The organism is Roseobacter sp. YIN89, assembly GCF_057219365.1.
The window spans coordinates 508195-532806 of sequence record NZ_JBXVVD010000004.1 but is presented as its reverse complement, the minus strand read 5'-3'; the positions used below and the strand labels follow the sequence as shown (position 1 = coordinate 532806).

The following is a 24612-nucleotide window of genomic DNA, read 5'->3' as shown; positions in this document are numbered from 1 at the left end:
ATATACTATTATCGCAAATCCACAGCTGTCCGGCATGCCCATTTTCGAGAGGTAAAGATCAAATGATTTCCAAAACAAGAACACTCGCTTTGTCATTGACGATTGTCAGCACCTTACCCGCGACGGCTCAAGAATCTGCAGACCTTGCAAAGCAACTGTCCAACCCGGTCGCCGACCTGATCAGCCTCCCTTTTCAGTTGAACTATGATGAAAACATAGGTGCTGACGATAGCGGGTCCCGATGGACACTAAACATACAGCCGGTAATTCCCATCTCCCTGAGCCCAGAGTGGAACCTGATCTCGCGTACTATCGTTCCGATCGTATCCACTGACGGGATCCCGTCCGGCGGCGGATCTGAAAGCGGATTGGGAGATACCGTCCAGAGCTTCTTTTTTTCGCCAAAAGATCCGACATCTTCCGGATGGATATGGGGTGCCGGACCGGTCTTTCTTATTCCCACGTCGACAGATGACCGCCTCGGCGCCGGTGAGTGGGGCGTTGGCCTGACAGGGGTTGCGCTGAAACAGAGCGGTCCGTGGACATACGGCGCGCTTGCCAACCACATCGAAGACGTTGGTGGCGACATCGACATCAGCGCCACCTTTCTTCAGCCTTTCTTGAGCTACACAACGCCCACGGCGTGGACATTTACTGTCAACACGGAGTCGACTTATGACTGGGAAGCAGAACAGTGGGCGGTGCCTGTTAACTTTTTGGCGACCAAGCTGATTACAATCGGCAAACGCCCCGTCAGTATCGGCGCCGGTGTCCGTTACTGGGCGGATTCCGGCTCCAATCAGCCCGAGGGCTGGGGCGCGCGTTTCATTGTGACTTATCTGTTTCCGAAATAGGCATCCGGGCGTCACGACAGCCGTAAACAGAAACCGGTTTTGGCGCCGTGCGTTCATACAATGTGAATACCTGACAGTCGGTCCGGCAGACAAAACAGCCGTCGCGCGACGGCCTCAATTCGCAGAGCGTTTCGCCAATGCGGCTTCGAGGCGCGCGACAGGTCGCACCTGCAATCGAGCGTATGACCGTTGCACCAAACCGGCGCGCTCAAGGTCCTTAAGGCATTTGCTGACCGTGTTGCGGGTCAAACCAACCATTTGCCCGATCTCTTCAGTGGACAGGTCATAGCTGTCCTGTTGCGGGTTAAGCTTCCTGAGGCTCAGCATCATGATGAGCAGTCGGGAAATCGGGTCGCGGGTCAATGCAGCCTCGGTTATTGTGGTATAGCTGTCGAATTGCATAAGAACGTTCATCGCCATCCAGCGCCATATCTCGGGGTGATGCGATGCAACTGCATAGATGTGTCTTGCGGAAACGATCAAGCAGGTGCAGTCAGTTCTCGCAACGGCTGTGCCGCGGTGCACATTCTGGGACAAAACCGCAGCATCGCCCAACCAACTTCCAGCCGCATAGACCGTAATCAACCTTGACTCTTGTGGATTGTAACTCACGAGCGCCCCGACAGAGCCTTCGGCAAGGCCAACCATAAAGCGCGGGTCGTCCTCCACCAAAAAGACTTTTTCGTCTTTCGCGACATTGATCTGCTTTGCCCCGCTTAGAAATGCCGTGCGCATGTCAGGTGGCAGTTTCGATAGCCAGCCGTTCTCGCTTAGGTAGGTCGTCGCGTCATCGCGGTTCAAGACCATTCTCCAATTGCCCGTTGGTGTGCAATTACGCAAGGCAACCTCAGTTAAAGTCAACTGGTCAATTTCAGATACCAGGCAAGCGTTTGCCCAAGAAATCTACCAAGGGAGTATAAAAGATGAAGAAGGTAAGAGCGCTGATTTCACTCGTAACAGTAGGTTTCCTAGGGGCAGTCGTCGCGACTACCACCAACGCAGAGGAGTTTGACCTGTCAAACGCCAGCCTCGCCGAGCGAATGACGTATCATCGGGCCATTGATGCCGCCGTGTGGGCAATGCCACTGATGAACTTCAAGTTTTACCGCGACGCGCTTGCCGATGCCGGCGTCGGCCCAAATGACGTTGGATATTTTTCAAAAGTTCAGGATTGGCAATTCCAGACAGCAACGCCAAACAACACAACACCTTATATAAATGCGTACTGGTCTATCGAAGACGGTCCGATTGTCTTTGAAATACCTCCCTCCGAAGAAGGCATTGGTATCTTTGGCACAATAATGGATGCATGGCAGCGCCCGCTTGATGATGTCGGCGCCAATGGTCGGGATCGCGGTCTTGGGGCAAAATACATGATGGTTCCCCCGGGGTATAACGGCCCTCTGGTTCCCAATGCGCTGGTCTATGAACAAGACACCAACTTTGGTTTTGCCGTTCTGCGCCCGATCCTCGCTGGCGGTGCCACCGAAGAAAACCTCGCCAAGGCTACGGCGCTGACCAAACAGATCAAGATTTACCCGCTGTCCGAAGCAGACGGTGAAGTGTCAACGCAATATGTTGATCTCTATGGCATTCCTCTGGAAATGACGCCCGTCATGGACGGGGGTATCTTCCGCCATATTCATGAGATGACAGGCGAAGAAGTCGTGCTGGACCGCGACCTTGCGATGATGGGCGCGCTTGCGCGGATTGGGGTCAAGCGCAACGAACCCTTTGCGCCGGATGCGAAGATGCAAGCGATGTATGACGCCGCGGGACCAGAGGCCCTGGAATACATGATGGACCAGTATCATCGGGTCCTGAATCCCTTCGTTTTTGAAGGAAAGCGCTGGTCTGCGTTAGTCCCTGACGGATCGCGCGAGACCGATTGGACTTACGAGTATCCATCTTATCATGACTACGTCGCGCGTGGCGCTTTGTATTATGCGATCATTACAAGCGTGAAGAATTACGGCACCGCCACGTACTATCTCGATGTGGCCGAAACACCGGACGGCGAATGGTTGGACGGCGGACGAAACTATAAATTAAAAGTGCCCGCTAATGTGCCGGTTCGGGACTTCTGGTCAATCACAACGTACGATCTGGTCACCGCATCCTACCTCCGGGACATCAATCCAAGCACCATAGATTCCACGATGCCCGATGTGGTGAAAAATGAAGACGGATCAGTTGATATCTACTTCGGACCTACGCCCCCCGCAGGCAATGAGAGCAACTGGCTTCCGACTGATCCTGAACGTAGGTATTTCCTGCTCGCCCGATTTTATGGACCCGAGCCCAGCCTTATTGACGGCAGTTTTGAATTGAATGACATGGAGCGGATTGACTAGCTCTATTTGGGGTTCGGTGCAGTTCGCTTTGGCCTCTGGTAATCGTATCTGCAGCTTGTACTAAATGACAGGCTCGGCAACCATTGCGGCAAAATTGTCGTAAATTCTGTGAGGTTTTTGCATGTTTCAGCTTTATGCCGCGATCTGGCGTAACACCGGGCGGCGTCAGATCGTTCTTATTCTGCTCTCCGTTGCGATTGCAGCACTTGCAGCCGCCCCACTGAAATTCCAGCAAGAAATCGTGAATTTACTGACACTTGGTACATTCGAAGTTTCGCAACTGCTGCTGCTTGGCGCGGGTATGTTGGGCGTGATCCTACTTAGCCTTGGCCTCAAATGGGTGATGGGTTACCGCTCGCAGATACTTGGCGAGGATGTCATTCGCTTTATCCGTCAGCGCCTCCTGACAGGCGCCGCCGAAGAGCAGAAAGCTCACGGCGACATCCTTACCGGCACTTTATCAACGGCGATCTCGGCAGAAGCGGAAGAACTGGGAAAGTTTACCGGCAGCGCCTTTTCCGAACCGATCATGCAACTCGGCACGCTGGTCAGCGTCGTCGGGTTTGTTGCGTCCACACAACCCGGTCTCGGGATTGTTGCATTCTCTATGATTGCACCTCAGGTTGCCATTGTCCTTTACACGCAACGCAAGGTGAACGCGCTTCTGGCAGAGCGGGTGCGGTATCTGCGGCATGCAACCGATCAGATTACATCAAATGACCTTCACGCGGTCACCCAGTCTGTGCTGAACGATTTTGACCAGATTTATGGTGCCAGACAAACGATGTTCAAATGGAAGCTCTCTACAAAGTTTTTGCTCAGCACGATTAATGCTGGTGGAACTGTCATTGTCTTTATGCTCGGGGGCTTTTTGGTACTGGAAGGGCGCACCGATGTGGGAACCGTGGTGGCCGCAACCATGGGATTGAGTAGGCTCCAAGGGCCCACAACTTTCCTCATTGCATTCTACCGCGAAGTCAGCGCCAACCGGGTCAAGTTTGAATTGCTGCGCGGGCTCAACGTGCAGCGAAGCGGGGCTGGCTAGCAATTGAACTTCGCTTGATCTTGGGATCGTCCGTGGTCCTCCGGTCGGCCACATCGGGCCCTACAAACCGGAAATAGTACAAAGCACGTGTCCGCTTGGCAGCATTATCAAAATTTTCAGGGGCTCATCCAAGACGACATTGGGTTTTGAGCACACTTTCACCGCGCACTGTATCAATGACTGCTTCGCAGCAGAAACGCCTGATGCGAGCGCCGCGAAAAACACCTTTATTGCCAAACGTATCAAGTCATTGCCCACGCCGGCGCATTGCGGTTGCCCGAAACCGTTCACACAAACCTTGCAAATGGGCCTAAACCTGTTCCGGCCATTCGCTGCGCTCTCGTTCCAAGTCTCACATGCGGTCAATGCTGGCCTTCGCCGCGCCTCACCGGTTTGACCCTATTGAGTTGATTACAACGCGCATCTGCACGCCAATGGTCCCAAGTCTACGAAAGGGTAGACAGGTTGGCGCATATTCTTCCTCTGACGCTTTCGTCCGGCAGCATGCACAAAAGCGCCCGTCCCACAAAGTCTTCAAATCCGGGAACTTCGGAGTGCAGGGAGGCATATGCGTTCGCGGCGCGCTCTTTGTTACCAAGTTGGACTGAGACGGCGCATTGAAACACCCGCGTCCAGAAATTTTCCTCGGCTTGTTCAGAAAATGCAAATGCCTCGGCAGTATAAAAATCGTCTTTGCCAAAGCTGGTTAAGAAACCCGACGCACTTGCGAAGAACGTGTCCGGCACACGTAGCGCCGAGGGTGATCTTTCGTGCTTGCTGACCAATGCCCGGTGCAGGTGGAGATCTGCCTGCGCGGAGCCAACCCAATTTATATGCTTTCCTGCGTCGGCAGCTGGATCCGTGGCACAGTACCCATTCAGCACGAGCTGGTAATACGAGAGTGCGAGACGCGCATATGGCTGAAACGGGTCAAGCTCGACGACGCGCTCTGCTTCATCGAGATTCATGTTACAAACTGTTTCTACTTCGCCTGTAGCGAATGCATAATTCGCGCGAAACGAGTCGACCCGCAGCGCCCTGAGCAACGGCGAATCCAAGTGGGTGTCTTTGACGTCCAGAAGACCGCGATGCGCGTTAGGCAGCAGGCTTCTGTCCTGCGTTGCCATGAAGCGAAAGAAGCTGTTCGCCACGGCCAAACGGCTTTTGGGCAACAAGCGAGCAAGGATAGCCGGCAGGACGCCCGACAATGGATCGGTCAGATACGTAACGGCGTCTTGCAAGTGGTCTGCGATATCCGATTTTTCAGTATGCGCCGACAACTGTTTTTCGCCTGCCAGCGTATTGTCGCTGGTATTCCACAGCCTGATACCGAACGCGTCTCCACTGTCGCCGACAACCAGTTCTGCCAGATAACCGACTGAAGCATCTCGCGCACGTTCCAATGCGGTTTCGGTGCACGTCGATGCCAGCCATACGCTGATGATTGCTCCGTCGTGAAGCAGAGGTGACTGCGCCAACAACGCGGGAAACGCCTTTTCAATCTGAAATGCCAGTCCACGGCTTTCTGCGGATTTCTTTGCGGAAACTGTCCATGCGAAATTGGGGGCCGCGCGGTCATCATCAAAAGCAGTCGTGCATTCCGCACGGCTGTTCCGCAGGTCCAGACAGTAGCGTCCTTGAGGGATGAACAAATGTCGGGGACGCAGCAGACCAGGGCCATCATAAAACTTCGCCAAGGCATTTCGCAGTCGCGACACCGCGACGCGCACATGGGCATCGACATCGGGCTGGAACGACGCATCAAGCTTCAGGCACTCAAACGCGATGTCATGCTGGCTCGCTCCGTTTGCAAATTCGGATTGGGCAAGAAATCTGAGAATACGGCAGTTCTGGGTGCTCAGTGGTTGCGAAGCATGTTTCGCGACGAACGAGACCTCTGCCTCAAGGTCGAGTTGTTTCTCTGTTTCAGAAGAAAGTACAGACCTGTTCACTCACTCTGCCCTTGGTTGCAATTCCTCTAAATCAATCAACCGTGAAAAGCAGGGCGGTAACCCGCAGTAACTAATACACGGCGCCAATCCATCCTAGTACTTGATTAAACCTTTGGCAAAACTAAAGGAAACTTACGCTTGCACGTTCAAATCGGTCATTTTTTTCAAGGCCTTAGGCTGGCATTCGCATCGGCTTTCGTCTGCTTTCCAATTGCCGCGCTAGCCGAAGAGCCGGCGTTCGACTACGGCGAGATTGATGGGCTTTTCGAGTCGACAGGGACGCGAGACGGTTACCTCTCTTTCGGATTGATCGATCGCGCCTTTGAGTCCTACGCCGAACGCAAGAAGAAACTGGCCGAGGATTATGGCTTTTCTTATCTGATCGAAGATCGACTTATCATGCAGTGGGGCGATGGTACCGACATTTTCGACAACGAGCTTAACGTGATCGCCAGACAGGGTTTTCTCGCCGGCGCATCTGGTGATTTTTCGTTCAACGTCTGGGGACAGTTTGCGAATTCACTGGGCAGTAGAACGGCTGGAGAGTTTCAAAGCGATTTGGGTGTTTTGTCCCCCTTGAATGGCGGAAACTCGGGCCCGGACAGAGCCAATCAAATCCTTCAGATGTTTGCTTTGGAGTTTATCAGTCCGGACGAGCGGTGGCGGTTACAGGCCGGGAAACTGGCACTGCGAACGCTGGTCAATCTCAATCGGTATGCACATGGCGACAGTGAAATGTTCTTTTCACCCATGCTCGGCAATAATCCGGTTGTGCCCTACACGGCACTGTTGGGGCTCGGGGTATACGGCCAGTACCAAACCGATAGCTGGTCATTGGCGGGTCTCATTCGGGCGCCGGACACAGAGTTGGGGCTTTCGACCGACGCGTGGCGCGACGGGGATCGGGGCTATGTTATAGAAGCGGCGCTGACGCCTGAGATCAAAGGCATGGGTGAGGGCGTTTACCGCCTGACCTGGTCGCTTGATGAAGCGAATGGCCCTTTGCCACGTATGGAAACCTGGTCTCTGAGTTTTGATCAGGACTTTGGCGAACGCTTTGGTGGCTTCTTTCGTTATGCCCAAGCCGACACCACATTTCGCGACTTTGAACGTCGTGCGGCGCTTGGCCTTCAAGTGAAGCAACCTTTCGGATTTACGCACGACAGAATTGGTGTCGGAGCGTGGTGGGGAGATCCAACCGACAACAGACTGAACGACGAGAGAGGACTTGAGATCTTCTACAGGGCACAGGTCAGCCCGTATCTCCAGATTTCACCCAATGTGCAGTTTGTCGACAACCCTGCACTCAGCGATCAGAGCAGCGAAATCATTTTCGGGCTGCGTCTGCGCCTTGCCCTATGACACAAAAACGAGGACTTGAAATGAGAAAACTACTTTTGACCGCTGCACTTGCAACCGTATTGCCCGCGTTCGCTGCGGCCCAAGTCGTCAGTTTGGACGAGCCGGAAGAACAGGACAGAATAGATCAGGGGGTCGAGCCGCTGATCCGATTGAACGCAGACGATCCCAGCTATGACATATGGAAAAAGATCCGTGAGGATATATCCGAAGGCCGCGAACCCGGCCCCATCAACATTCAACGCTTCCTCGGCGGTTTCCCGTGGCAGGGCATGCCGACGTTCTTTCACCTTCCCGTCGCGTTGACCCCGGAAGATCTCAAAGCGGGACAGGTGGAAGTCGCAATCTTTGGAGCTGAAATGTACAATGGCATGCGCGTGCAGTCCTATGGGCCAATGGAGATGCGCGCCCCGATGAAGTCCGAGGTTTACCACAACTGGGGCTTCCACATGCCAGAGCTCGACTCCGGTCTTGCAGCGCTCGACGAATTGAATGTGGTCGATTACGGCGACGCCCCGGTTCATCCGCTAAGCATGGAGCAGAGTATCCCTGAAGTCAGAAAATTCGTCGCCGAGGTGGCAAGTATCGAATTGGAAGACGGAAGCCGGACGATCCCGATCATCATCGGCGGAGGTCACGTTCTGATGTATCCCGATGCGGCCGGCCTGACCGATGTCTACGGCAAAGGCAACATCCAGATCATCCACTTTGATGCGCATGCGGATCAGGCCCCAGTGGGTTTTGGTGTTTTCAACACACATGGCAACCCCGTCCGTCGGCTGATTGAAGACGGTTTAGTCACTGGGGAAGACATCGTGCAAATCGGCCTGCGCGGCCCGAACTCAACTGACCTTAACGGGGTCGCGTGGAACCGCGAGCAAGGGCTTCGGTATCACATGCAGGTAGAGATCGACCGCAATGGGTGGGGTCCAACACTCGACACGATCCTCCGTCAGGCAAAAGAAAACGGCAAACCCGTTTTCCTGTCCTTCGACGTTGATGTTGTTGATCCGGCCTTCATTCCAGGTACTTCGACCCCTGAGCCCGGCGGAATGTACATGCGAGAAATCCTGCCCACCATTCGCAGAATGTGCCATGAACTGGATATTGTGGGCATGGAAATCGTCGAACTGCGCCCCGAACGGGATCCGGCATATACATCTGTTCAAAACTCCAAAGCCGTCCTCAGACAATGCCTGAACGGCCTTGCCATGGCCAAGCGCGGCTTCCCGGACGATTACGTCAATCCTGATATTGTTGATGACGGCAGATGATCGTGCTCCAGCATAAGATTGTCCAAAGCTTCTTGATCTGTCTGCTGAGCCTGGGAGTTGGTTTCGGGGCTGGCATAGCTTGGCCGGAGGCGGAGAAACCCGTTCCAGATCGCATTGAAATCTCGGCCGAAGCCCTTGGTTTGCAGGTTTTTGAGCGGGCGTCGATGATCGGCCGCGAATTGACGGATGAAGAAATCAACAAGCTTACCAAGCGGCAGAAGGCCTACGAGGTCATGGTGCGTGAAGCAGCAAGGATGGGTGTTCACCTGAAGGATGCGGACATACGCAAGCATATGGTGTCCGTGATGCAACATGTGATGTCAGCCAGTCTGCGGGAACCTAGCCAAGACGAACTGACCACACACCTCGCTGAAAACACCGAAAGATATATGACGCCGAGAAAGGTGACTTTCGAGCATGTATTTTTCGAGAAGGACAAGTCCGAGGCAGATGCATGGTACGAGGTCACTCAGTCTCACGGAGAGATTCCGGCTGGCGTCGGTGACATCTTCTGGCTCGGGCGCCGGATGGAAGAATATTCCGCAAGCCAGTTGCTCACGGTTCTGGGAAACAAGTTCGTCGAACAGTTGCGGAACTTGCCTTTGAACGAATGGTCAGCGCCTATCCGGTCAGCACGAGGCGTCCATCTTGTGCGTGTCGAGAATTTCCATGAGCCCGAGCCACTGCCCGCCGCAGAAATGCAATCTCGGCTGCGGGCAGACTGGAAAAAGAAACAAGAAGTTTTGGTTTTTGAGCGCGAAATCGCAAGGCTCAGTCAAGGCTATGATATTGTTTTGCCTGATGAAACGGCCATGCGCGATGTGGTGGCCAGGCATGTATCGCGCGCAAACAATATTTGGAAAGCGGCCGAGACAAGAAACTCAGAGTAACTGACGCAGCTATGGGGAAAAGCTTGTGACAGCAGCCATGAACGGCCTACGAGAAAGAAACGCCAAAGACTTGCCGTCACGAGGTGCCTTCTTCCAACTTTCGCATTCACTTGCTCTGGCGGTATTTGCTTTGTTGTTCGTGTTCACAGGGGCAGCTTTGGCTGAGAGCAAGATTTGTGAAAAACCCGAGATGCGCACTGGCGAACGGCCTTCACAACAGGAAGGACCGACAGAAATCAGTGCAAGCTTCATCATCGTCGATGTTTTGGCAGTAAACGATGTTGACCAAAAAATCGAACTTGACCTGATTGCTACCTTCGAATGGCAAGACACACGGCTGACGGGCTTGCAGGGATGCCAGTTCGGGGTCACGGATGTCTGGTTTCCGCGACTAAGTTTGCTGGACTCTTCCGCTCTCGACATCGAGCGGAAGGGCATCCAGAACCGCGTGCAAATCGGCGCAGGCGGCACGGTCTTTTACAGGCAACGGTATTCAGGAACAATCTCGACCTACCACAATCTGCGGCAGTTTCCATTCGACAACCATGTTTTCGACATTGGTATCGTGACCCTTGGGGAAGACACGAGCAGCATCCGCTTTATCGCCAATAACGATCAAACGACCATTAGCGACAAGCTGAACGTAGAGGGGTGGAGCATACAGGGCGTCGAGTTATTCACGGAAAACAGATTTTTACCTCAGGTCGGGCTTGATCTCAGCGTGTTGACGCTTCGGATCAAGGCAGTCCGAGATGGCGATTTCTATATCTACCGGGTGCTTTTGCCGCTCTTTTTGGTCGTTGCGATGTCTTGGGCCGTGTTCTGGGTGCCACCTGAGCGGTTCGAATTTCAAATCGGGCTGGGCGCGACATCAATGCTAACCACTATCGCGTTCAATCTGACCATCGGCAATAATCTACCCGCTCTCGGTTATCTGACAACACTGGACGCGATGATTATCTGGGCCATTTTGCTGGTTTTTCTCAGTATTGCCGAGGCATTGTGTGCAGGGCTATGGCAGTTGAGAGGCAAGTCCGAGCAAGCACGCCTGCTGGACCTTACATCTCGATTTGCTTTTCCCTTGTCGCTGATCTTTGGGTGGCTGTTTCTGGTCAAGTTCTGGTAGCGTTTTATATCCAAAAGGCAGGCAGAATTCCCGTCTCCAGAAGCTTTGTATCGGTCCCACGGGCGCTTGCGGTTTTGCTCTCTCGGGAACGTGAACCTTTTGCAGCCCTGCCCGCTTTCTCGACGCTATATACGAAACAGGGCACTAACCGGTCGTTTGCAGCATTCTTCCCAAGACTGTCACAGCAGATGCACATCTGCTTGGGTGCGTCTGTGCGAACACATGCCTTATCTCGAATTGCAACGCCGATATACGCCGGAGCCATCCGCCCCATCCACAATTCGGGGCCTGATCCATGTTACGACCTGCACGAGTAACCACATTCCTTGCCACGCTGTAGCGGTCCTTTTTTCGCCCGTCAGAGCGGCGAAGATGTTGCACCGTCAAAGCACAAGTTTTCAATGTAACGGCTCTGGGCTCGGAACAGTTCGTTGCGGCATTTTAGTGGGCGTCACCGATTCACGCAAAGCCGCGAAACCGATGTGCTTTTGATCGCTCGAGTTCTATCTCTCAGGAGACAACGTGGCAGCCAAATGGCGACCCAACACATTTAGATGGAGTTTTTATGTCTCGCTCACCTCGATCCTTCTCTCACATCGGCCTGTCCGTCCCCGATGTCGATGCGGCTGTTAAATTCTATTCTGAAGTGCTCGGCTTCTACACAATCATGCCACCCACTGATGTGGTAGAGGACGAAAGCGATATTGGGTTGATGTGCACCGATGTTTTTGGGCCAGAGTGGAAGAAACTGCGCATCGCGCACATGGCCACCGCGGATCGTGTTGGTATCGAGATTTTTGAATTCGATGGCAACTACGCGCCTGAAAATAATATCGATTTTCGCCGAAACGGCACTTTTCACTTTTGCATTCAGGATCCTGACGTCGAAGGCCTTGTTGAAAAGATTGTGGCAGCTGGTGGCAAACAAAGAATGCCTGTTCGATACTATTATCCGAATGAAAAGCCGTACCGAATGGTGTACGTTGAAGACCCTTTCGGCATCGTTTTCGAATTGTACAGCCATTCCTACGAACTGACCTACTCGTCTGGCGCTTACAGTTAGAAAACGGGTTTGTGCAATGGCTGCCTTGGGCGCGATACAGCCCTCCGCCGAATTCCGGAGGCTGTCTGGTGTATAGCGCAATGCGGTCCTTCATGGCCTGAAATTCGAAGTTCTGGTTCGGAACGATTGCCTTCCCAAGAGCAGACACAGGCGGAACTTCAGTCCACTTCCGCCATGCGGACAAACGACTGTCGCTTGTGCAGCACATTTTGACCGGTATCGTCGATCAACGCGACCAGCCAGCTACGGTACTGCAGCGCGAGATCCCGCAAGCGGAAATGCTTGCTGCCAAATTGGTTCATTTCGAAACCGGATGATCGCTTCGTTGCCGTTGGAAGCAAGCGTTGTCGGCACAGTCGCCCTTAAGGGCGGTTTCCATCCTCATTGCGGCAATGGGCGAAATCACGCCTCCAGATATGCTGCGATATTCTGGTCTGAACCGGACACACAAGCCGTCTTTATGGCAGAAACTCGACTTGTGCGGCTGTGGTGTCGGAAGGGGCTAACCAGAACGGGTTTTCGAGTTGCGCGCGGCTACAGCATGGCCAGCTCGTCGCCCGCCAAACCAATGCAAACGGCAAGCTTTTGTCAGGCGACAAGGGATAGCGGTGCGTTGCGACTGCTTACTGTGGCTTGCGCTTTTGTTTGCGGCGCAGTGCTGCCAGACTACCAATTCCTGCAGCGAGAACAGGCAAGCTCGCAGGCAGCGGGACCGGAGCTACCGGTTCCGTCTCGAGGGAAATCCGATAACCTTCAAAGACGTTTGCGTCGTTCGCTCCGTATTGTACCCGAACGAAAAACGTCGAATCGATCGGCGAGAGATTCAACAACTCCAATGTGGCCGTTTCGTTGCTACCCGTGGATGTCGTCGTGCGGGAGTCAAGAGCGTTTCTGTCACCATCAAATACGCTAAATTCCATATCAACCGGACAGTTAACGCTATTGCAGAAAAATTGCTCAAACAAAAACGTCGCGTTCAGAGCGCCCGTTCCCACATTGGTAAATTTGAAATAATCAACCGGATCTGATTGGCTCAAGACCAATGCGCCCCTGGCCGTATCCTCGCCCGCTCCGAAATCCACTTCGTTCGCGAGATCGAAACTATTGTTGTTTTCGGTTTCAAACACGACAGCGGCCATGGCAGTTGTCGAACACAATGCCAGCACACTCGATGCGCCAAGGAGTGTTGAATATTTGTTCATTACCAAGCCCCCAAAGTAATTTTTCAAACAATACTAATTGGCTATCCACAAATTAGATTCGAGTCGAATATTTTTTGGCTCAATCTACCGGTGCGGGGCGATACCCCGCACGGACGGCAACAATACTTTTCTTTTGACTATATTGTTTCGATATGGCCCTGATCCAAAAGGCAAAGAAAATCTTCGTATTTCCCGCTTGCGGATCGCGGAATATTTTCGGGAAAACTGAATGAAATAGACATTTTGACGGGCAAAGTGGACTGTATGATCCGCGTCATAAAGTTTTGTTCGTCCGAAGTTACGCTTCGGTCTGCCACGATCTTGACTTCGAGACGTTCATAGCCCGACTGAACCACCTGCATTTGCCTGATAGGCACATGCTGCGCCATCTGCCGAATACTAAGCTTTGGTCGCAATTTACTGCCATCACGCAAAACCATCATGTTGCGCACGCGACCCAGCACATTCTTCACAACAGGCAAACCACGCCCGCAGGAACACGGCGCGCCGACCTCTGCCAGATCACCAATCTCGTAGCGGATGACAGGCTGCGCGTAGTTGTGAAGCAATGTTATCACAACGCGCCCCATTTCGCCCGGCTGCGCTTGCGCGCCATCGTCGCGCAGAACCTCCATGATGACCCGTTCGGACTGCACATGAAGATGATCGTGCTCGGGACATTGGATGGCTACGACCCCCGCTTCCATAGTCGAGTAAACATCGGCAATGTCAGCATCAAAGGCCGCGCGGCATGCCTCGCGCGTGTCTTCGGTCAGCGCCTCGGAGGTTGTCCTGACGTGTTGGAGCGAAGGGACCTTGATGTCGTGCTTCAAACAATGCCAGGCCAGATGCCGCAGATTTGTTGGGTATGTCGTCAAATAGTCCGGCCGCACCCGTTGCAACCAGGCGGCCTGATTGTCGAGCGGCTCGTGTACCGACAGCTCAAACAGCGGACCCGTTGGAAACGGATATGTCATCGTGTCGCCCCAACGCTCTCGCGTCAGACCTTGCGGATACGTCGCAACTCCTTCTTTCTGGCCGCGAATAATGGCATGGCGATGCTCGAAATCCAGGTCATGCCAAAGGTCGGCTCTTAGCTCGAAAGCCTTGCTAAAGATGGCGTCCCGGACCGTGCCCAAAACGACAAGGGGCTGGCCGGTTGAACCTGATGTACTGGTCTCGATAACGTCACCATGATCCTTCGGACTGGCCTGTGAAACCCAGGGCTGGCCCGGTCGCTGCAGGTCAGCACGCGTAACCGGAACAATCTTTCGAAATTGATCGATCGTTATGGGCGCATCCGGGGTGACGCCTGCGTCTGATAGCCTTTTTCGCTGGGCAGGCACAGTATGCCAAGCGTGAGAGACAAGCGCGGCCAGATCTGTCATCTGTCGGGACAGCACTTCTTGCGGATCAAGCCATTGGCTGTCCGCTATGGCATTTTGGTAGTCCAACATCGAGAACGCTTGTGCCATTTGCGGGTCCGGCCCCAATATCCATACAGCCTTTGAACGATACTCTGGCCAAAATCTGAATTCCACGCCATTTTTGGCTCAGGCATAAACCAATGGATGCATGGATGAAAAATTCGGACAGACAAAGCAGTTGCGGTGTTTCAGGGTGCACAGCCGGTGCTTGGTGATGATCACCCCGAGGCCAAAAGACATCGCGACACGGGGATTGAGCCGCCCGACTGCTACTGGCTGAAAGAGTTGTCCGCATTGCAGCTACAAAACGCTGTCGCATGCTGCAGTGAGAGGTGCCGACCATACCATGCGGCCTGGTGCTTGCTGCGATACACAGCAATTCTCCCCTCGGTCGGGCGCGACCATACGGCTTTGACAACCGGACTGGTGGACGCCGTGGAACGCGGCGCGCGCAAGGTCCTGATTTCCGGTGCGGCGGATGCTGGCATTCTCGCTTACGTGCTAGACGCTTTCGGGCGCGTAGGGGTGCAGGGCGACATTACCGTGGTCGACCAGTGTCAGACGCCGCTGGCGTCAAACACATGGTATGCGGTTCAGCGCGGACATGCCATTCAATGCTTTCAGGAGGACATTCGTTTTCACGCGCAAACAGGTTACGATCTGATCGTCGCGCATAGCTTTATGAATTTCTTTCCCGCGCAGGAACGTGTTGAAGTGGCACAGGCTTGGTTTCGCTACTTGGGTGCAGGTGGACATCTTCTTTTGATTGGCGAAGCAAAGCCCAAAGCACCGCCCCGCGCGCCACGGTTCGGTCAAGAGAACGCAGAGAAACTGGCCAATAAAGCCGCCGCTGTTTACGCTAGCTTGAGCCCGTTACCAGACCTCGGCTCCAGCGCAGTCCACAAATTGGCCTATGAGTTTGCGATGACACGCAACGTGCATTCCGTGCGCAGTCGGACAGAGCTGACCGGCCCTTTGGAGCAGGCCGGTTTCAAAGTTGTAGAAGCTGCCCCGATCAAAGAAGATCAGGTCCAGTTTCCAGGAAAAGACGAGGGAATACGCTACAGGATACTGGCGCAAAAACGGTTTGCACGGTAGCGGTTCGGTGACCACGGCCTGTGAACAGTCACCAGAGGCATAGGGTTTACCATGCCCGAAACGAAAAAAACCGATCTTGGTCGCTGTGTCAGCTTTTCGAAGGTGAGGCTTTTTTCACAACCAGTGACGCCGTGATTGACACGGCAGAGGTGACAATAAGCCAGAACGCAATCTTGTCGTTCCAAAAGATTGAATAATCGTTGCCCGAAATCAGAAGGGACCGGCGAAAGTTGCTTTCGATCAGGTATCCGAGGATGAGGCCCAGGATCATCGGCAAGAGCGGAAACCCGTGTCGTCGCATGAAAAATCCTAGTGCGCCTGATGCCAGCATGACGCCGACGTCAAAAAGACTGCCACCAATCGTATAAACCCCTGACAAAATCAGCGCGAAAATGACAGCATTCAGGTAAGCCCGCGGTTGGTTCACAATCAGAATACAGACTGGCAGCATCATCACACCCAAAATCACAAGGGCGAAGGCAGCAAACAGCAAACCGGCAAAAAGACTGTAAACCACCTCTGGCGCGCTCTGCGCGAGCATCGGGCCAGGGACAAGCCCGTGCAAAAGAAACCCGCCCAGAAGAACTGCAGCCGAATTTGAGCCCGGAATACCCAAAGACAGCATGGGTATGAGGGTTGTTGAGGCAACGGTGTTGTTGGCAGTCTCAGGTGCGGCGATACCTTCAGGGCTGCCTTTTCCAAACTGCCCCGCGTTACGAGAAAACAAGCGCGCGGCACTGTATGACATAAAGGACGCGACAGTGCCCCCGACCCCGGGCAAAATGCCTTCGATCGTTCCTATGACGCCACCGATTGACTGCGCAGGCCAGATCCCGCGCCTCATGGTGCGATCGGGAAACGTGATGCGGACCTTTGACCTGATCGTCTCGCTGTCGAACCGCTCTGATGCACTGACCTGAACCAATAGCTCGCTCATTGCAAAGACGCCGATCATGACAGTCACCGGCGCCAACCCGTTCAGCAGTTCAGGCGCGCCAAAGGTCAGCCTCGGGCTGCCGGATACCGGGTCTGTGCCAACAGTGGCCAGTGTTAAGCCCAAAAAGACGGAAACCATGCCCTTGATGAGGCTCGCACCCGAGAAAGAAACCACGGCGCTCAACCCGAGTAAACCAAGGGCAAAGTACGCCGGCGGCGTGAAATGCAGCGCAAGATTAGACAGCGGTTGTGCAAGGAGTATCAACATAAACACACCAAGCAGGCTGCCTAAAAACCCGGAGTAGAGTGATATTCCCAAAGCGACATCTGCCTTACCTTGAAGACGCATCTGATAACCGTCCGCAACGGTCGCCGCGGCTGCGTTTGTCCCGGGTGTTCGGATAAGTATGGCAGGGATCGATCCCCCGAATTCAGCGCCGACATAGGACGACGCCAGCAAGACCACGGCATGCTCTGGATCGAAAGAGTAGGTCACAGGCAACAACAGAGCCATTGTCACCGAGGGGGAAATCCCAGGAAGCGCACCCCCTAATATCCCCCATCCCACGCCAGCAAGAACCCAGACAAACAACCAACCGTCCGAGTAGGCGGCGACAAGTGCGCTTAATATGTCCAAGTGCAGCCCATTTTTACCGAATAATCATCACGTCGGAAAAGGGTCCAGAACCCCAAAAAGACCGCCGGGAACCGACGTGCCCAGCAAGACATTAAAGACCAATACAAAGAATACAGCGCCAATCAGACTGAAACAAAGCATCGCAAGAAAAGCGCGTGTGCTCTGCGGGCCTCGCCACTGCAGATAAAGCACCGACATCATGGCAAAGAACACGCCAAGCAGGTATCCGACCCATGGAACAATAGCCAAAAACACCACGCCGATCAGAAGCAAAGCAAAGGCTGGCCGCAATGTCGGTGCGCGTGTCGCCACGTCTTTGTGCGCCATTTGTACCATCAACGACCGGACAGCCAATAAACCCCCCAGAAGCAGGAGAACGACAGCATAAGCCCCAGGCACACCCGACGCACCGATCGTATCATCGAGGGCTGTCCGGTTCATTTTGGCCAAATCGACCAACACGATGCCGGCAAAGATCAAAACAATGGCGGCGCATCTCAGGTCAGGATTGCGAAGGTATCTCATGTCGTACACCTCCCCTTCCAATCGCGCACTACTGGGTCAACCCGGAGTCGATCAGGAATGTACGTGCTTCCAAAGCAAAGTCCGAGATGAACACTTTGTAGTCTTCCGTCCCCATGAAATAGGGTTCAAGGCTCTTGCTTTCATAGGCGTCTTGGAACGCGGGGGTATCGAGCAATTCCTTGAACGCCTTCTGCCAGTAATCAAGCACGTCTTGGGGCAGTCCTTTCGGGCCGGCAATACCTCTGAACTTTCGAAAAGAGACAGAATAGCCGAATTCGGTAACGGTCGGGACATCGGGAAAAGCCGCCACTCTTTCTTCAGATAGTGTCGCGAGAAGGCGCAGATCGCCGGACAAGAGTTGTGATTGTATTTCTTGTATTTCCCCAACGCCAATGTGCAGTGTGCTGTTCAAAACATTGATCAGGAGCGCTCCGCCACCATCATGTGTGACGATGCTGGCATCCACTTTCGCAGCCGCTTTGAGCTTTTCCAAAGCCTGCCGTTCCGACGATGCTGGATTTGACGCGCCCCAGATGCCTCTGTTCTGTCTCGCAAATTCGATAACATCTGCCAAGTCTGAGAAGTCGCTGTCCGCTGCAGTATAAATGAATGACGGGTCAGCAAACAGATTGGCCACCGGCAACAGGTCCGCGTAGGTGAATTGAGGGTTGGACAGCAGTGACGTAAACACAAAGGTGGGCGTCGTCGCATAAAACCGGCTCCCGTCCGGCGCGGATTGCGCCACATCTGCCATTGCCGCCGCACCGGATCCACCACGCACATTCTCGACGACAATACTGACGTTCAACTGTGGCTCAAGAAAGCGCGCAAGCTCTCTGAGCAGAACGTCGCTTCCACCGCCGGGGCTAGAATGCGTTACGAAGGTCACGGTTTCCGGTTCATAAGCGGCTGTGGGCAGCGGCTTCGACAAGACAAAAGATGCCAAGATCAAGGCAATAGCCGAAGGCTTAGACCATATTCCCAAAACCGACCCCCAACTTTCACCGAAACCACGGTTTCAGCTCTCGTTACTGTGCGTTGGAACAAGTAATTGCAAAATACTGGATTTGTGCAAGGTCATTGAATGTATTCTTCCGGCTTTGACCTTGGCCCGGTCGGCCGGGAGCGGGTCAGGCGCTCGCAGCTATCGTTGCCTCCAAGTTGGCTGCGCTCAGAATGAGTAACCACTTTGTGCAGGCAGCGCGGCTGGCTGCCTTGGCGAAAAATGCGCGGCGCTCGCGAAACTAGGTACCAACAGCAATTCCGCTTCAAGCTCTGACCCGGCATCTGACAGTTTTGATTGAATGACCGGTCCCTGCCCCGAAGCGGACATTGCTAAAACCGACAGAGCCGGTCAGACCGGACATTCGCAGCGCTTGAACGCGGTGTCTCAGTTGCGGACGAAGTTGTCATTCCCAAAATCTAGTAACGGGCCAGAACCCGGAGCAAGTGCTTCACGTAGCCATAAGTGGCTGTCAGGCACGGTTGGTTCCTGAACAAAAAAGTTCTCCCCATCATCCAAGAGCGCAGCGGCCTGATCTTCCGTTTGTGCTTCCGCATCCCGACCGAGGGCCTTGAGCGCAAGGACGAGTAACTTTCTGAAACCGCGCACACTCGGCTTTAGATCAATCATCTCTTTCAATGTTGAGATTGTGCCTTCAAAATCCTCGCCGCAAAACTGAGCGACGGCCATATGCAGGCGGCGGTAGGCCCAATAGGGATTGTTCCTCAACTCTGTACCCTTGCTCATGGCTGCTGCGGCTTTCTCGAAATCTTCCACAAGTATGTAGGCATACCCAAGGCCGATATGCGCTTGGGGATAATTCGGGCTCAGGTCATAGCAGCGTTTCGCATCCGACATAACCTTCTCCGGATCGCGATCAGTGATGCTGCGAAACAGACATCTGGTGAAAAATACAAAGTCACTTTGCGGCATTAACTCAACAGCAAGGTCGTGTGCGGCTATCAATTCGGCGAGCTTGTCACCTTCGATTGTCTCAAACCGGAGTTTGTAACGCATCACGACACCTATGGCCCACATGCTCAGGCTCATTCCATCTCTGGGGTTCAAACGCCGCGCGCGGTCCATGACCGAGATGCAGCGTTCCAGATCGGGGATCGTACATTCGTAAAACAGGCCAGCGGCCCTTGTGCGCAACTCCGAAACACTCAGGTTTTCGTCCGGAATTTCGCCAATTCGATTATTGTCCAGCGAATTGACAAAGAGGCGCAGCTTTGCATCGACCTGCGCAGACACATCGTCGCAAAAACTAAAGAGATCAGTGGCATCTCCTTCGAAAACATCAGCCCAGACCGTTGATGCGTCGTCGCGCAGTATGAGCGAGAGATTAACGCGCGCCCGCGAGCCGGATGCGCGAAATCTGCCCCGTAGCGTATAGGTGGTCTTGTCAGTTGATCCGACGGACATGTCACGCACTTTGATGCCGGTACGACGGGATAAGCCGTGAACGATCTGTTCGTGTAAATCTTCTGCAGCAGCCGCATTTTCTTCTGTGGCGGGAGCGGCGACTAGTTTCTCTACCCCGATCATCGGAACCTCGTCCGACCGGCTGCCGACAAACAGTTTTTCGGGCCGCCACTGGAAGCACTGAAAGGGGCGCGGAATATTTTTGAGTTTGAATGTCCCGGCATCCGAAAAGCCCTGACACTGCTTTTCTGAAAGCTGATTGTACACGTCGGCCGATATCAAAACCCCACCGGGCGGCGCTTCTGTCTGCAACCGGCAAGCAATGTTCACACCAGTTCCGTAGACGTCAGCTTCGTCGCGGACGATATCACCCATATGGATGCCAATCCGCAGCCGGGTTTTCGGGTGTTCTGCAAGTCCGTTCTGAATTTCCAAAGCCGCGAGCACACTGGCGGTGACAGACGGATAGGCTATGATCCAACCGTCGCCCATCCGCTTCAAGACCTCGCCCTCATAACGTTCCACAACAGGCTCTAGCAACCGATCCCGAAGTTCATGAACAAGAGCAATCGTGGCGCTTTCGTCCTGAGCCATCATTAAAGAGTAGTCGGCAATATCAGCGGCTTGAATAAATGCAAAACGGCGGGACATATTGGTTTCTGCTTCCCTCTGACGCAGAGAATTGAAAATCTTACCTTAACAAAAATACGTGATTTATGAACTTAAAGAAGACTTGCGAAGCAAGCTGGTCTTCCCGCCTTCTACACCATTTTCAAGCCGGCAGATATGGGCGCGGAGCAGTCATTTACCAAGCTTTGACGGCTGTCGGCTGTTTCGCGTTAAGCAGCCGTTCGCGAATGGAAATTCGATACTTTGGCCTTTAATAGCCGCTTTCACCATGACCAGACATTCGCTGCATGGAACTTCAATGACTGAGTTGCGGGCGATGCCGTCGTTCACCGCAGCCTGGCACGGAGGCACGATCTGCGCTTCTGATCTACAGGTGTTCGGACGTCCTGTTCAATGAAGTAGTATTTTTATATTCGTTGAAAGCAACCAAAGGACTTGCCGATCCGAACAGCGCCAGTGACCTGCTTAACTGTAAATCAAAATTGACACCCTGAACCGATCGGTCTTAGAGTAAGGGTTCGTCGGAATCTATCAGCTACCAATTTTGTACTCAGGCAAGGGGGGCAAGTGCCTGTTCTGGACAACATTCCGTTGCACCGTTTTGGATGTGTATCAAAGATCTGAATCGCGCGTGCGTACGCTGAAGTCGAAACTACCCGAAAGCGATGTGGAAGACATTATTCAAGAAGTGCTGGCCCGCGTCCAAGCGCACCCCTTGCGGAACGCCACGGCCGTGGACATACCGCCGCGCCATAAAGTCGAAAGACTTTGCTACGCCCTCATTGCCGATGACGACAAAGAGGCCGAAAAAATAATTGAAAGCGTGTATGACGATGGCGCTTCGCCAGAATCTATTTACCTGAATTACCTTGCAGAAGCTGCTGGTATTCTGGGCGAGTGGTGGGAAAGTGATGATGCTTCCTTTTACGAAGTGGCGATCGGCACCAGCCGTATCTACGCGATTATGAGGGGAATGAGCTATCTTTTCGTCCCCACAAAGCTTGTGGAGATCAAGTCGGCGGTGTTCGCTTCTGTTCCTGGCGAGACCCACAACTTGGGCGTTCGCATGGCTGCGGATTTGTTCGGTCAGGAAGGCTGGGACATCGAAACGATTGTCGGGAAAAGCCATGATGAACTGATTACAGAAATTGCCAAGAGCAGATGTCAAATTATTGGTTTGTCAGCCGCAGGTGCGCATTCCGCGGCTGCTCTTGCTCGGTTAGTAGTAGCTATTCGGATAAGCAATCCTTGGGCTGCAATTGTCCTTAGCGGTCAGATAACAAACGAAGATCAAGATGTCATTTCCGCATTGGACGTCGATGGCGTTGTAAAGGACGTTCCTTCTGGGTTAGCTGTTTTTGACCAGCTTTGGAAGAAAGCCACTGCTCGGTAGGCAGTCGCCGATACGGCGGGTTTCACTTTTTCCTGCCAGATAGGCACCGTTCAAGTATGACCGCCCTAGGCTCGGAGCGGATTTTCACCAAACGTCGCGCCTATGTCCGTTGTGCGGACAAAGCAACTGCTCGCCGGTTTTTGCGGATCGAACCAAACAGCTGAGCCGCGATCAGTCGCCGCCATCTCCCCCACTGTCGCAGCCGAGACTGCCGTCATGGGCGCCCCCATAGCTCGGCAAGAGACTCCAGATGGTCAAGATCAGGCCGACCAGTTGAGTGCCCAGGCCCGTTTCGACAGCACCGAACCTTTCGGCCAATTGTGCAAACACCACGACGCCGATGCTTTCTCCCGGAAAATACCCGAATAAAGCGCAGGTCCCGAAGTAGAGACAGGACCCGCCGAGAAAGGTTAACCAAATTTTGTTAGATAAAACCATAAGATGGACCGTAGCGGCGATATTTGGCTGAACTGCGGCTCGGGCGGTCAGGCGCAGATGCCGCAACCGGAGTCATTGAATGTACCAGCTTCGCAAAGCGGCATGCTCTGACTGGACGTGATGATCGCGCCAAACCTGATGAAAGGTACAAAGACGGCACCGCTGGCATCGTTCCCGGCGAAGGGCTCATTGATTTGAAGGGCGGCGTCTTCGCGTTTACGTCATTGCTGTTCGGCCCACGATAGCTTCGAAGGTCACCAACCGCATTTTCAGCCCGTCATTCTGCTGAAATTTTTTCCAGCGCCTCGATAAACCGACTGAAACGCACCTCTGCCGCATAAGGTGTCGCGTCCAATATCCTTTCGGTCGAAAATTCAGGGGCGATCAGTTTCAATGCTGCAATAACTGATTCAGCACGCTCCAATTCTCCCAATTCGGCATAGGCCGCCGCCAAGGTGGCATAGGCAGGGAGGAATCCGGGGGTCACTTCTACGGTTGCTTCCAAAAAGGGGCGCGCAGAGGCAGGATCGCCCCGCTGGAAATGCACATGGCCCTCGATCCAGTCATAACTGGCGGGGTGGTGCGGATGCAGGCGCTTGGCGTGCTGGATAGCGGCCAGCGCTTCATCGAGGTCGCCGCCGTAGACTCCGGCCTCTGACAGAATGGCATAGCCATCTGCAAAATTTCGGTTGAGGCGTATCGAGTGGCGCGCTGCCGCTAGCGCCTTGTCATGTTCTCCTATCGCGAGGTTAAGGACAGCCAGCGCGAAATAGGCATTCGGCAGGTCCGGATCGAGTTGTATCGCGGTGATCGCGGCTTCCAATCCTTTCTGCACAGATTGCCTGCCAGCCGCGCCGGAATAGTCGAACATCGTGTCTCGACCGTATGCGACAGCGATATAGGCGTGCGCGCGCGCATAGTTCGGTTCCAGTTCGAGCGCACGGGCGAAATACTCGCGCGCTTGGCGGTTGCCAACGGCGGTATTCTCGCGCAGCGGCTCCAGCCCGCGCAGCAGCATGAAATAGGCATCCGGCGCAACACGCAGCGGAGCGGATTCGGCCTCGAGCGACAGGGAAAGCGCGTCGACGATGGCGCGAGTGACGTCCTCCTGCACATCGAACGGGTCCTGCCTGAGCCGGTCGAACCGCTCAGCCTAAATATTGACGCCTTCGACCGGATCAATGAGAGACACATTAATGCGTACCCGCTCGCCCAGATGGCGCACGGTTCCGCGCACGAGGTAGCGCACGCCCAAATCATCAGCAATGTCTTTGAATCCCGCTTCCGCCCTTGGAAAGTCGCCACTGGACGCATAGGCGATGACGGTCAGGTCCGGGACCTTGGACAGGTCGGTTGTCAGATCTTCGCTGAGCCCGTCACCGAAAAAGCGCTCGTCCTCGCCGCCGCCAAGATTGAGGAAAGGCAGGACGGCCAAGGTTTTATCCGGCACGATGCGCGGCGGCGTTATTTCCCTCATGTCCTCGGTAAAGTCTGCTGGCCTGTGGACCTGCTGGATGCCGATACCGAATGCAAGGATCAAGGCGGCTGAAATTGCAACGAGTGAGTACACGCGGCGAGGGAATGGTTTGACGACCGCTTCCGGTTTTGCCGCATGGTCCACCTGTGCGGCCAGACGGTATCCGATCTTGGGGAAGGTTTCGACGGCATCCTTGCCAAGCGCGCGACGTATGTCGCTGATGCATTGGATCAGGGAATCGTCCGTGGTTGCGATGCCTTTCCACACCGCCTCGATCAAGTCCTCGCGGTTGACCACATCACCGTGGTGCGCCGCCAAAACAGCAAGAACTTGTGCAGATTGTCTGCGCAAATGTATCGGGGATCCGTCCGCTGCCGTCAGTGTATCGGTGGCGCGGTCGTATCGGGCCGCGCCGATTTGCAGAATTCCGGATTTCGGGCCGATTTCGGACTTCATTCAGGACATTTCAGGTCGTTCACGGGCACAAGTTTACCTGGTTTTCAG

The 24612-nt window shown here is 54.1% G+C and carries 22 protein-coding genes; 10 read left to right on the top strand and 12 right to left on the bottom strand.

All coding sequences use genetic code 11. The features are described 5' to 3' along the window. Nucleotides 1-62 precede the first annotated feature (62 nt). Nucleotides 63-854, top strand: a complete 792-nt coding sequence (locus AC2D8V_RS18475; protein ID WP_484735067.1) for a transporter — start codon at nucleotides 63-65, stop codon at nucleotides 852-854. A gap of 114 nt (nucleotides 855-968) precedes the next feature. On the opposite strand, the gene AC2D8V_RS18470 is transcribed toward AC2D8V_RS18475, so the two are convergent. Further along, nucleotides 969-1661 (bottom strand): Crp/Fnr family transcriptional regulator, encoded by a 693-nt coding sequence (locus AC2D8V_RS18470; RefSeq protein WP_484735066.1) that lies wholly within the window; start codon nucleotides 1659-1661, stop codon nucleotides 969-971. A 116-nt stretch (nucleotides 1662-1777) separates the two neighbouring features. Here AC2D8V_RS18470 and AC2D8V_RS18465 point away from each other — a divergent pair, with 116 nt between their 5' ends. After that, nucleotides 1778-3208, top strand: a complete 1431-nt coding sequence (locus AC2D8V_RS18465) for a DUF1214 domain-containing protein (protein ID WP_484735065.1) — start codon at nucleotides 1778-1780, stop codon at nucleotides 3206-3208. Nucleotides 3209-3329: 121 nt separating this feature from the next. Further along, nucleotides 3330-4253 carry an ABC transporter ATP-binding protein gene (locus AC2D8V_RS18460; protein ID WP_484735064.1) on the top strand — a complete coding sequence of 308 codons (924 nt, stop codon included), beginning with the start codon at nucleotides 3330-3332 and terminating at the stop codon, nucleotides 4251-4253. 446 nt (nucleotides 4254-4699) lie between these two features. On the opposite strand, the gene AC2D8V_RS18455 is transcribed toward AC2D8V_RS18460, so the two are convergent. Next, entirely contained in the window at nucleotides 4700-6205 is a 1506-nt protein-coding gene (locus AC2D8V_RS18455; protein WP_484735063.1) for a hypothetical protein, read from the bottom strand. Between the two features lie 138 nt (nucleotides 6206-6343). On the opposite strand from AC2D8V_RS18455, the gene AC2D8V_RS18450 reads away from it, so the two are divergent. The 5 genes from AC2D8V_RS18450 to AC2D8V_RS18430 all read left to right on the top strand — a co-directional run bounded on the left by AC2D8V_RS18450 (nucleotide 6344) and on the right by AC2D8V_RS18430 (nucleotide 11917). After that, nucleotides 6344-7567: a carbohydrate porin gene (locus AC2D8V_RS18450; protein ID WP_484735062.1), complete on the top strand. Its 1224-nt coding sequence runs from the start codon at nucleotides 6344-6346 to the stop codon at nucleotides 7565-7567. Nucleotides 7568-7587: 20 nt separating this feature from the next. Then, nucleotides 7588-8838 (top strand): agmatinase family protein, encoded by a 1251-nt coding sequence (locus AC2D8V_RS18445; protein WP_484735061.1) that lies wholly within the window; start codon nucleotides 7588-7590, stop codon nucleotides 8836-8838. Between the two features lie 2 nt (nucleotides 8839-8840). Then, nucleotides 8841-9728: a peptidyl-prolyl cis-trans isomerase gene (locus AC2D8V_RS18440; RefSeq protein WP_484735060.1), complete on the top strand. Its 888-nt coding sequence runs from the start codon at nucleotides 8841-8843 to the stop codon at nucleotides 9726-9728. Between the two features lie 37 nt (nucleotides 9729-9765). Further along, entirely contained in the window at nucleotides 9766-10854 is a 1089-nt protein-coding gene (locus AC2D8V_RS18435; protein ID WP_484735059.1) for a hypothetical protein, read from the top strand. Between the two features lie 565 nt (nucleotides 10855-11419). Next, nucleotides 11420-11917, top strand: coding sequence for a lactoylglutathione lyase family protein (locus tag AC2D8V_RS18430; RefSeq protein ID WP_484735058.1), 498 nt, complete (start codon nucleotides 11420-11422; stop codon nucleotides 11915-11917). Between the two features lie 158 nt (nucleotides 11918-12075). On the opposite strand, the gene AC2D8V_RS18425 is transcribed toward AC2D8V_RS18430, so the two are convergent. From AC2D8V_RS18425 to AC2D8V_RS18415, 3 genes are all read right to left on the bottom strand, one after another. Then, a complete protein-coding gene (locus AC2D8V_RS18425; RefSeq protein ID WP_484735057.1) occupies nucleotides 12076-12219 on the bottom strand; it encodes a hypothetical protein in 144 nt (47 codons plus the stop codon). A 321-nt stretch (nucleotides 12220-12540) separates the two neighbouring features. After that, nucleotides 12541-13119: a VPLPA-CTERM sorting domain-containing protein gene (locus tag AC2D8V_RS18420; protein ID WP_484735056.1), complete on the bottom strand. Its 579-nt coding sequence runs from the start codon at nucleotides 13117-13119 to the stop codon at nucleotides 12541-12543. Between the two features lie 137 nt (nucleotides 13120-13256). Beyond that, nucleotides 13257-14660, bottom strand: coding sequence for a phenylacetate--CoA ligase family protein (locus AC2D8V_RS18415; protein WP_484735055.1), 1404 nt, complete (start codon nucleotides 14658-14660; stop codon nucleotides 13257-13259). A gap of 246 nt (nucleotides 14661-14906) precedes the next feature. Here AC2D8V_RS18415 and AC2D8V_RS18410 point away from each other — a divergent pair, with 246 nt between their 5' ends. Further along, complete coding sequence (locus AC2D8V_RS18410) at nucleotides 14907-15644, top strand: hypothetical protein (protein ID WP_484735054.1); 738 nt, start codon at nucleotides 14907-14909, stop codon at nucleotides 15642-15644. A gap of 88 nt (nucleotides 15645-15732) precedes the next feature. Here AC2D8V_RS18410 and AC2D8V_RS18405 read toward each other — a convergent pair whose 3' ends face one another. The 4 genes from AC2D8V_RS18405 to AC2D8V_RS18390 form a co-directional block, all read right to left on the bottom strand. Further along, complete coding sequence (locus tag AC2D8V_RS18405; protein ID WP_484735053.1) at nucleotides 15733-17217, bottom strand: tripartite tricarboxylate transporter permease; 1485 nt, start codon at nucleotides 17215-17217, stop codon at nucleotides 15733-15735. Between the two features lie 27 nt (nucleotides 17218-17244). Then, nucleotides 17245-17742 carry a tripartite tricarboxylate transporter TctB family protein gene (locus AC2D8V_RS18400; RefSeq protein ID WP_484735052.1) on the bottom strand — a complete coding sequence of 166 codons (498 nt, stop codon included), beginning with the start codon at nucleotides 17740-17742 and terminating at the stop codon, nucleotides 17245-17247. A gap of 28 nt (nucleotides 17743-17770) precedes the next feature. After that, entirely contained in the window at nucleotides 17771-18673 is a 903-nt protein-coding gene (locus AC2D8V_RS18395; protein ID WP_484735051.1) for a tripartite tricarboxylate transporter substrate binding protein, read from the bottom strand. Between the two features lie 459 nt (nucleotides 18674-19132). Next, nucleotides 19133-20821 carry an adenylate/guanylate cyclase domain-containing protein gene (locus AC2D8V_RS18390; RefSeq protein WP_484735050.1) on the bottom strand — a complete coding sequence of 563 codons (1689 nt, stop codon included), beginning with the start codon at nucleotides 20819-20821 and terminating at the stop codon, nucleotides 19133-19135. Between the two features lie 610 nt (nucleotides 20822-21431). On the opposite strand from AC2D8V_RS18390, the gene AC2D8V_RS18385 reads away from it, so the two are divergent. After that, a complete protein-coding gene (locus AC2D8V_RS18385; protein ID WP_484735049.1) occupies nucleotides 21432-22193 on the top strand; it encodes a cobalamin B12-binding domain-containing protein in 762 nt (253 codons plus the stop codon). 171 nt (nucleotides 22194-22364) lie between these two features. Here the strand turns inward: AC2D8V_RS18385 and AC2D8V_RS18380 are convergent, their stop codons facing one another. From AC2D8V_RS18380 to AC2D8V_RS18370, 3 genes are all read right to left on the bottom strand, one after another. Further along, a complete protein-coding gene (locus AC2D8V_RS18380; RefSeq protein WP_484735048.1) occupies nucleotides 22365-22697 on the bottom strand; it encodes a hypothetical protein in 333 nt (110 codons plus the stop codon). 211 nt (nucleotides 22698-22908) lie between these two features. Continuing rightward, entirely contained in the window at nucleotides 22909-23745 is an 837-nt protein-coding gene (locus tag AC2D8V_RS18375; RefSeq protein ID WP_484735047.1) for a tetratricopeptide repeat protein, read from the bottom strand. Nucleotides 23746-23784: 39 nt separating this feature from the next. After that, a complete protein-coding gene (locus AC2D8V_RS18370; RefSeq protein ID WP_484735046.1) occupies nucleotides 23785-24564 on the bottom strand; it encodes a winged helix-turn-helix domain-containing protein in 780 nt (259 codons plus the stop codon). Nucleotides 24565-24612 lie beyond the last annotated feature (48 nt).

What these genes read in the sequence shown, in the direction of transcription:
- AC2D8V_RS18475 (WP_484735067.1), top strand. Translation starts at nt 63, where the DNA reads ATGATTTCCAAAACAAGAACACTCGCTTTGTCATTGACGATTGTCAGC.
- AC2D8V_RS18470 (WP_484735066.1), bottom strand. Translation starts at nt 1,661, where the DNA reads ATGGTCTTGAACCGCGATGACGCGACGACCTACCTAAGCGAGAACGGC.
- AC2D8V_RS18465 (WP_484735065.1), top strand. Translation starts at nt 1,778, where the DNA reads ATGAAGAAGGTAAGAGCGCTGATTTCACTCGTAACAGTAGGTTTCCTA.
- AC2D8V_RS18460 (WP_484735064.1), top strand. Translation starts at nt 3,330, where the DNA reads ATGTTTCAGCTTTATGCCGCGATCTGGCGTAACACCGGGCGGCGTCAG.
- AC2D8V_RS18445 (WP_484735061.1), top strand. Translation starts at nt 7,588, where the DNA reads ATGAGAAAACTACTTTTGACCGCTGCACTTGCAACCGTATTGCCCGCG.
- AC2D8V_RS18435 (WP_484735059.1), top strand. Translation starts at nt 9,766, where the DNA reads ATGAACGGCCTACGAGAAAGAAACGCCAAAGACTTGCCGTCACGAGGT.
- AC2D8V_RS18430 (WP_484735058.1), top strand. Translation starts at nt 11,420, where the DNA reads ATGTCTCGCTCACCTCGATCCTTCTCTCACATCGGCCTGTCCGTCCCC.
- AC2D8V_RS18425 (WP_484735057.1), bottom strand. Translation starts at nt 12,219, where the DNA reads ATGAACCAATTTGGCAGCAAGCATTTCCGCTTGCGGGATCTCGCGCTG.
- AC2D8V_RS18420 (WP_484735056.1), bottom strand. Translation starts at nt 13,119, where the DNA reads ATGAACAAATATTCAACACTCCTTGGCGCATCGAGTGTGCTGGCATTG.
- AC2D8V_RS18400 (WP_484735052.1), bottom strand. Translation starts at nt 17,742, where the DNA reads ATGAGATACCTTCGCAATCCTGACCTGAGATGCGCCGCCATTGTTTTG.
- AC2D8V_RS18390 (WP_484735050.1), bottom strand. Translation starts at nt 20,821, where the DNA reads ATGTCCCGCCGTTTTGCATTTATTCAAGCCGCTGATATTGCCGACTAC.
- AC2D8V_RS18370 (WP_484735046.1), bottom strand. Translation starts at nt 24,564, where the DNA reads ATGAAGTCCGAAATCGGCCCGAAATCCGGAATTCTGCAAATCGGCGCG.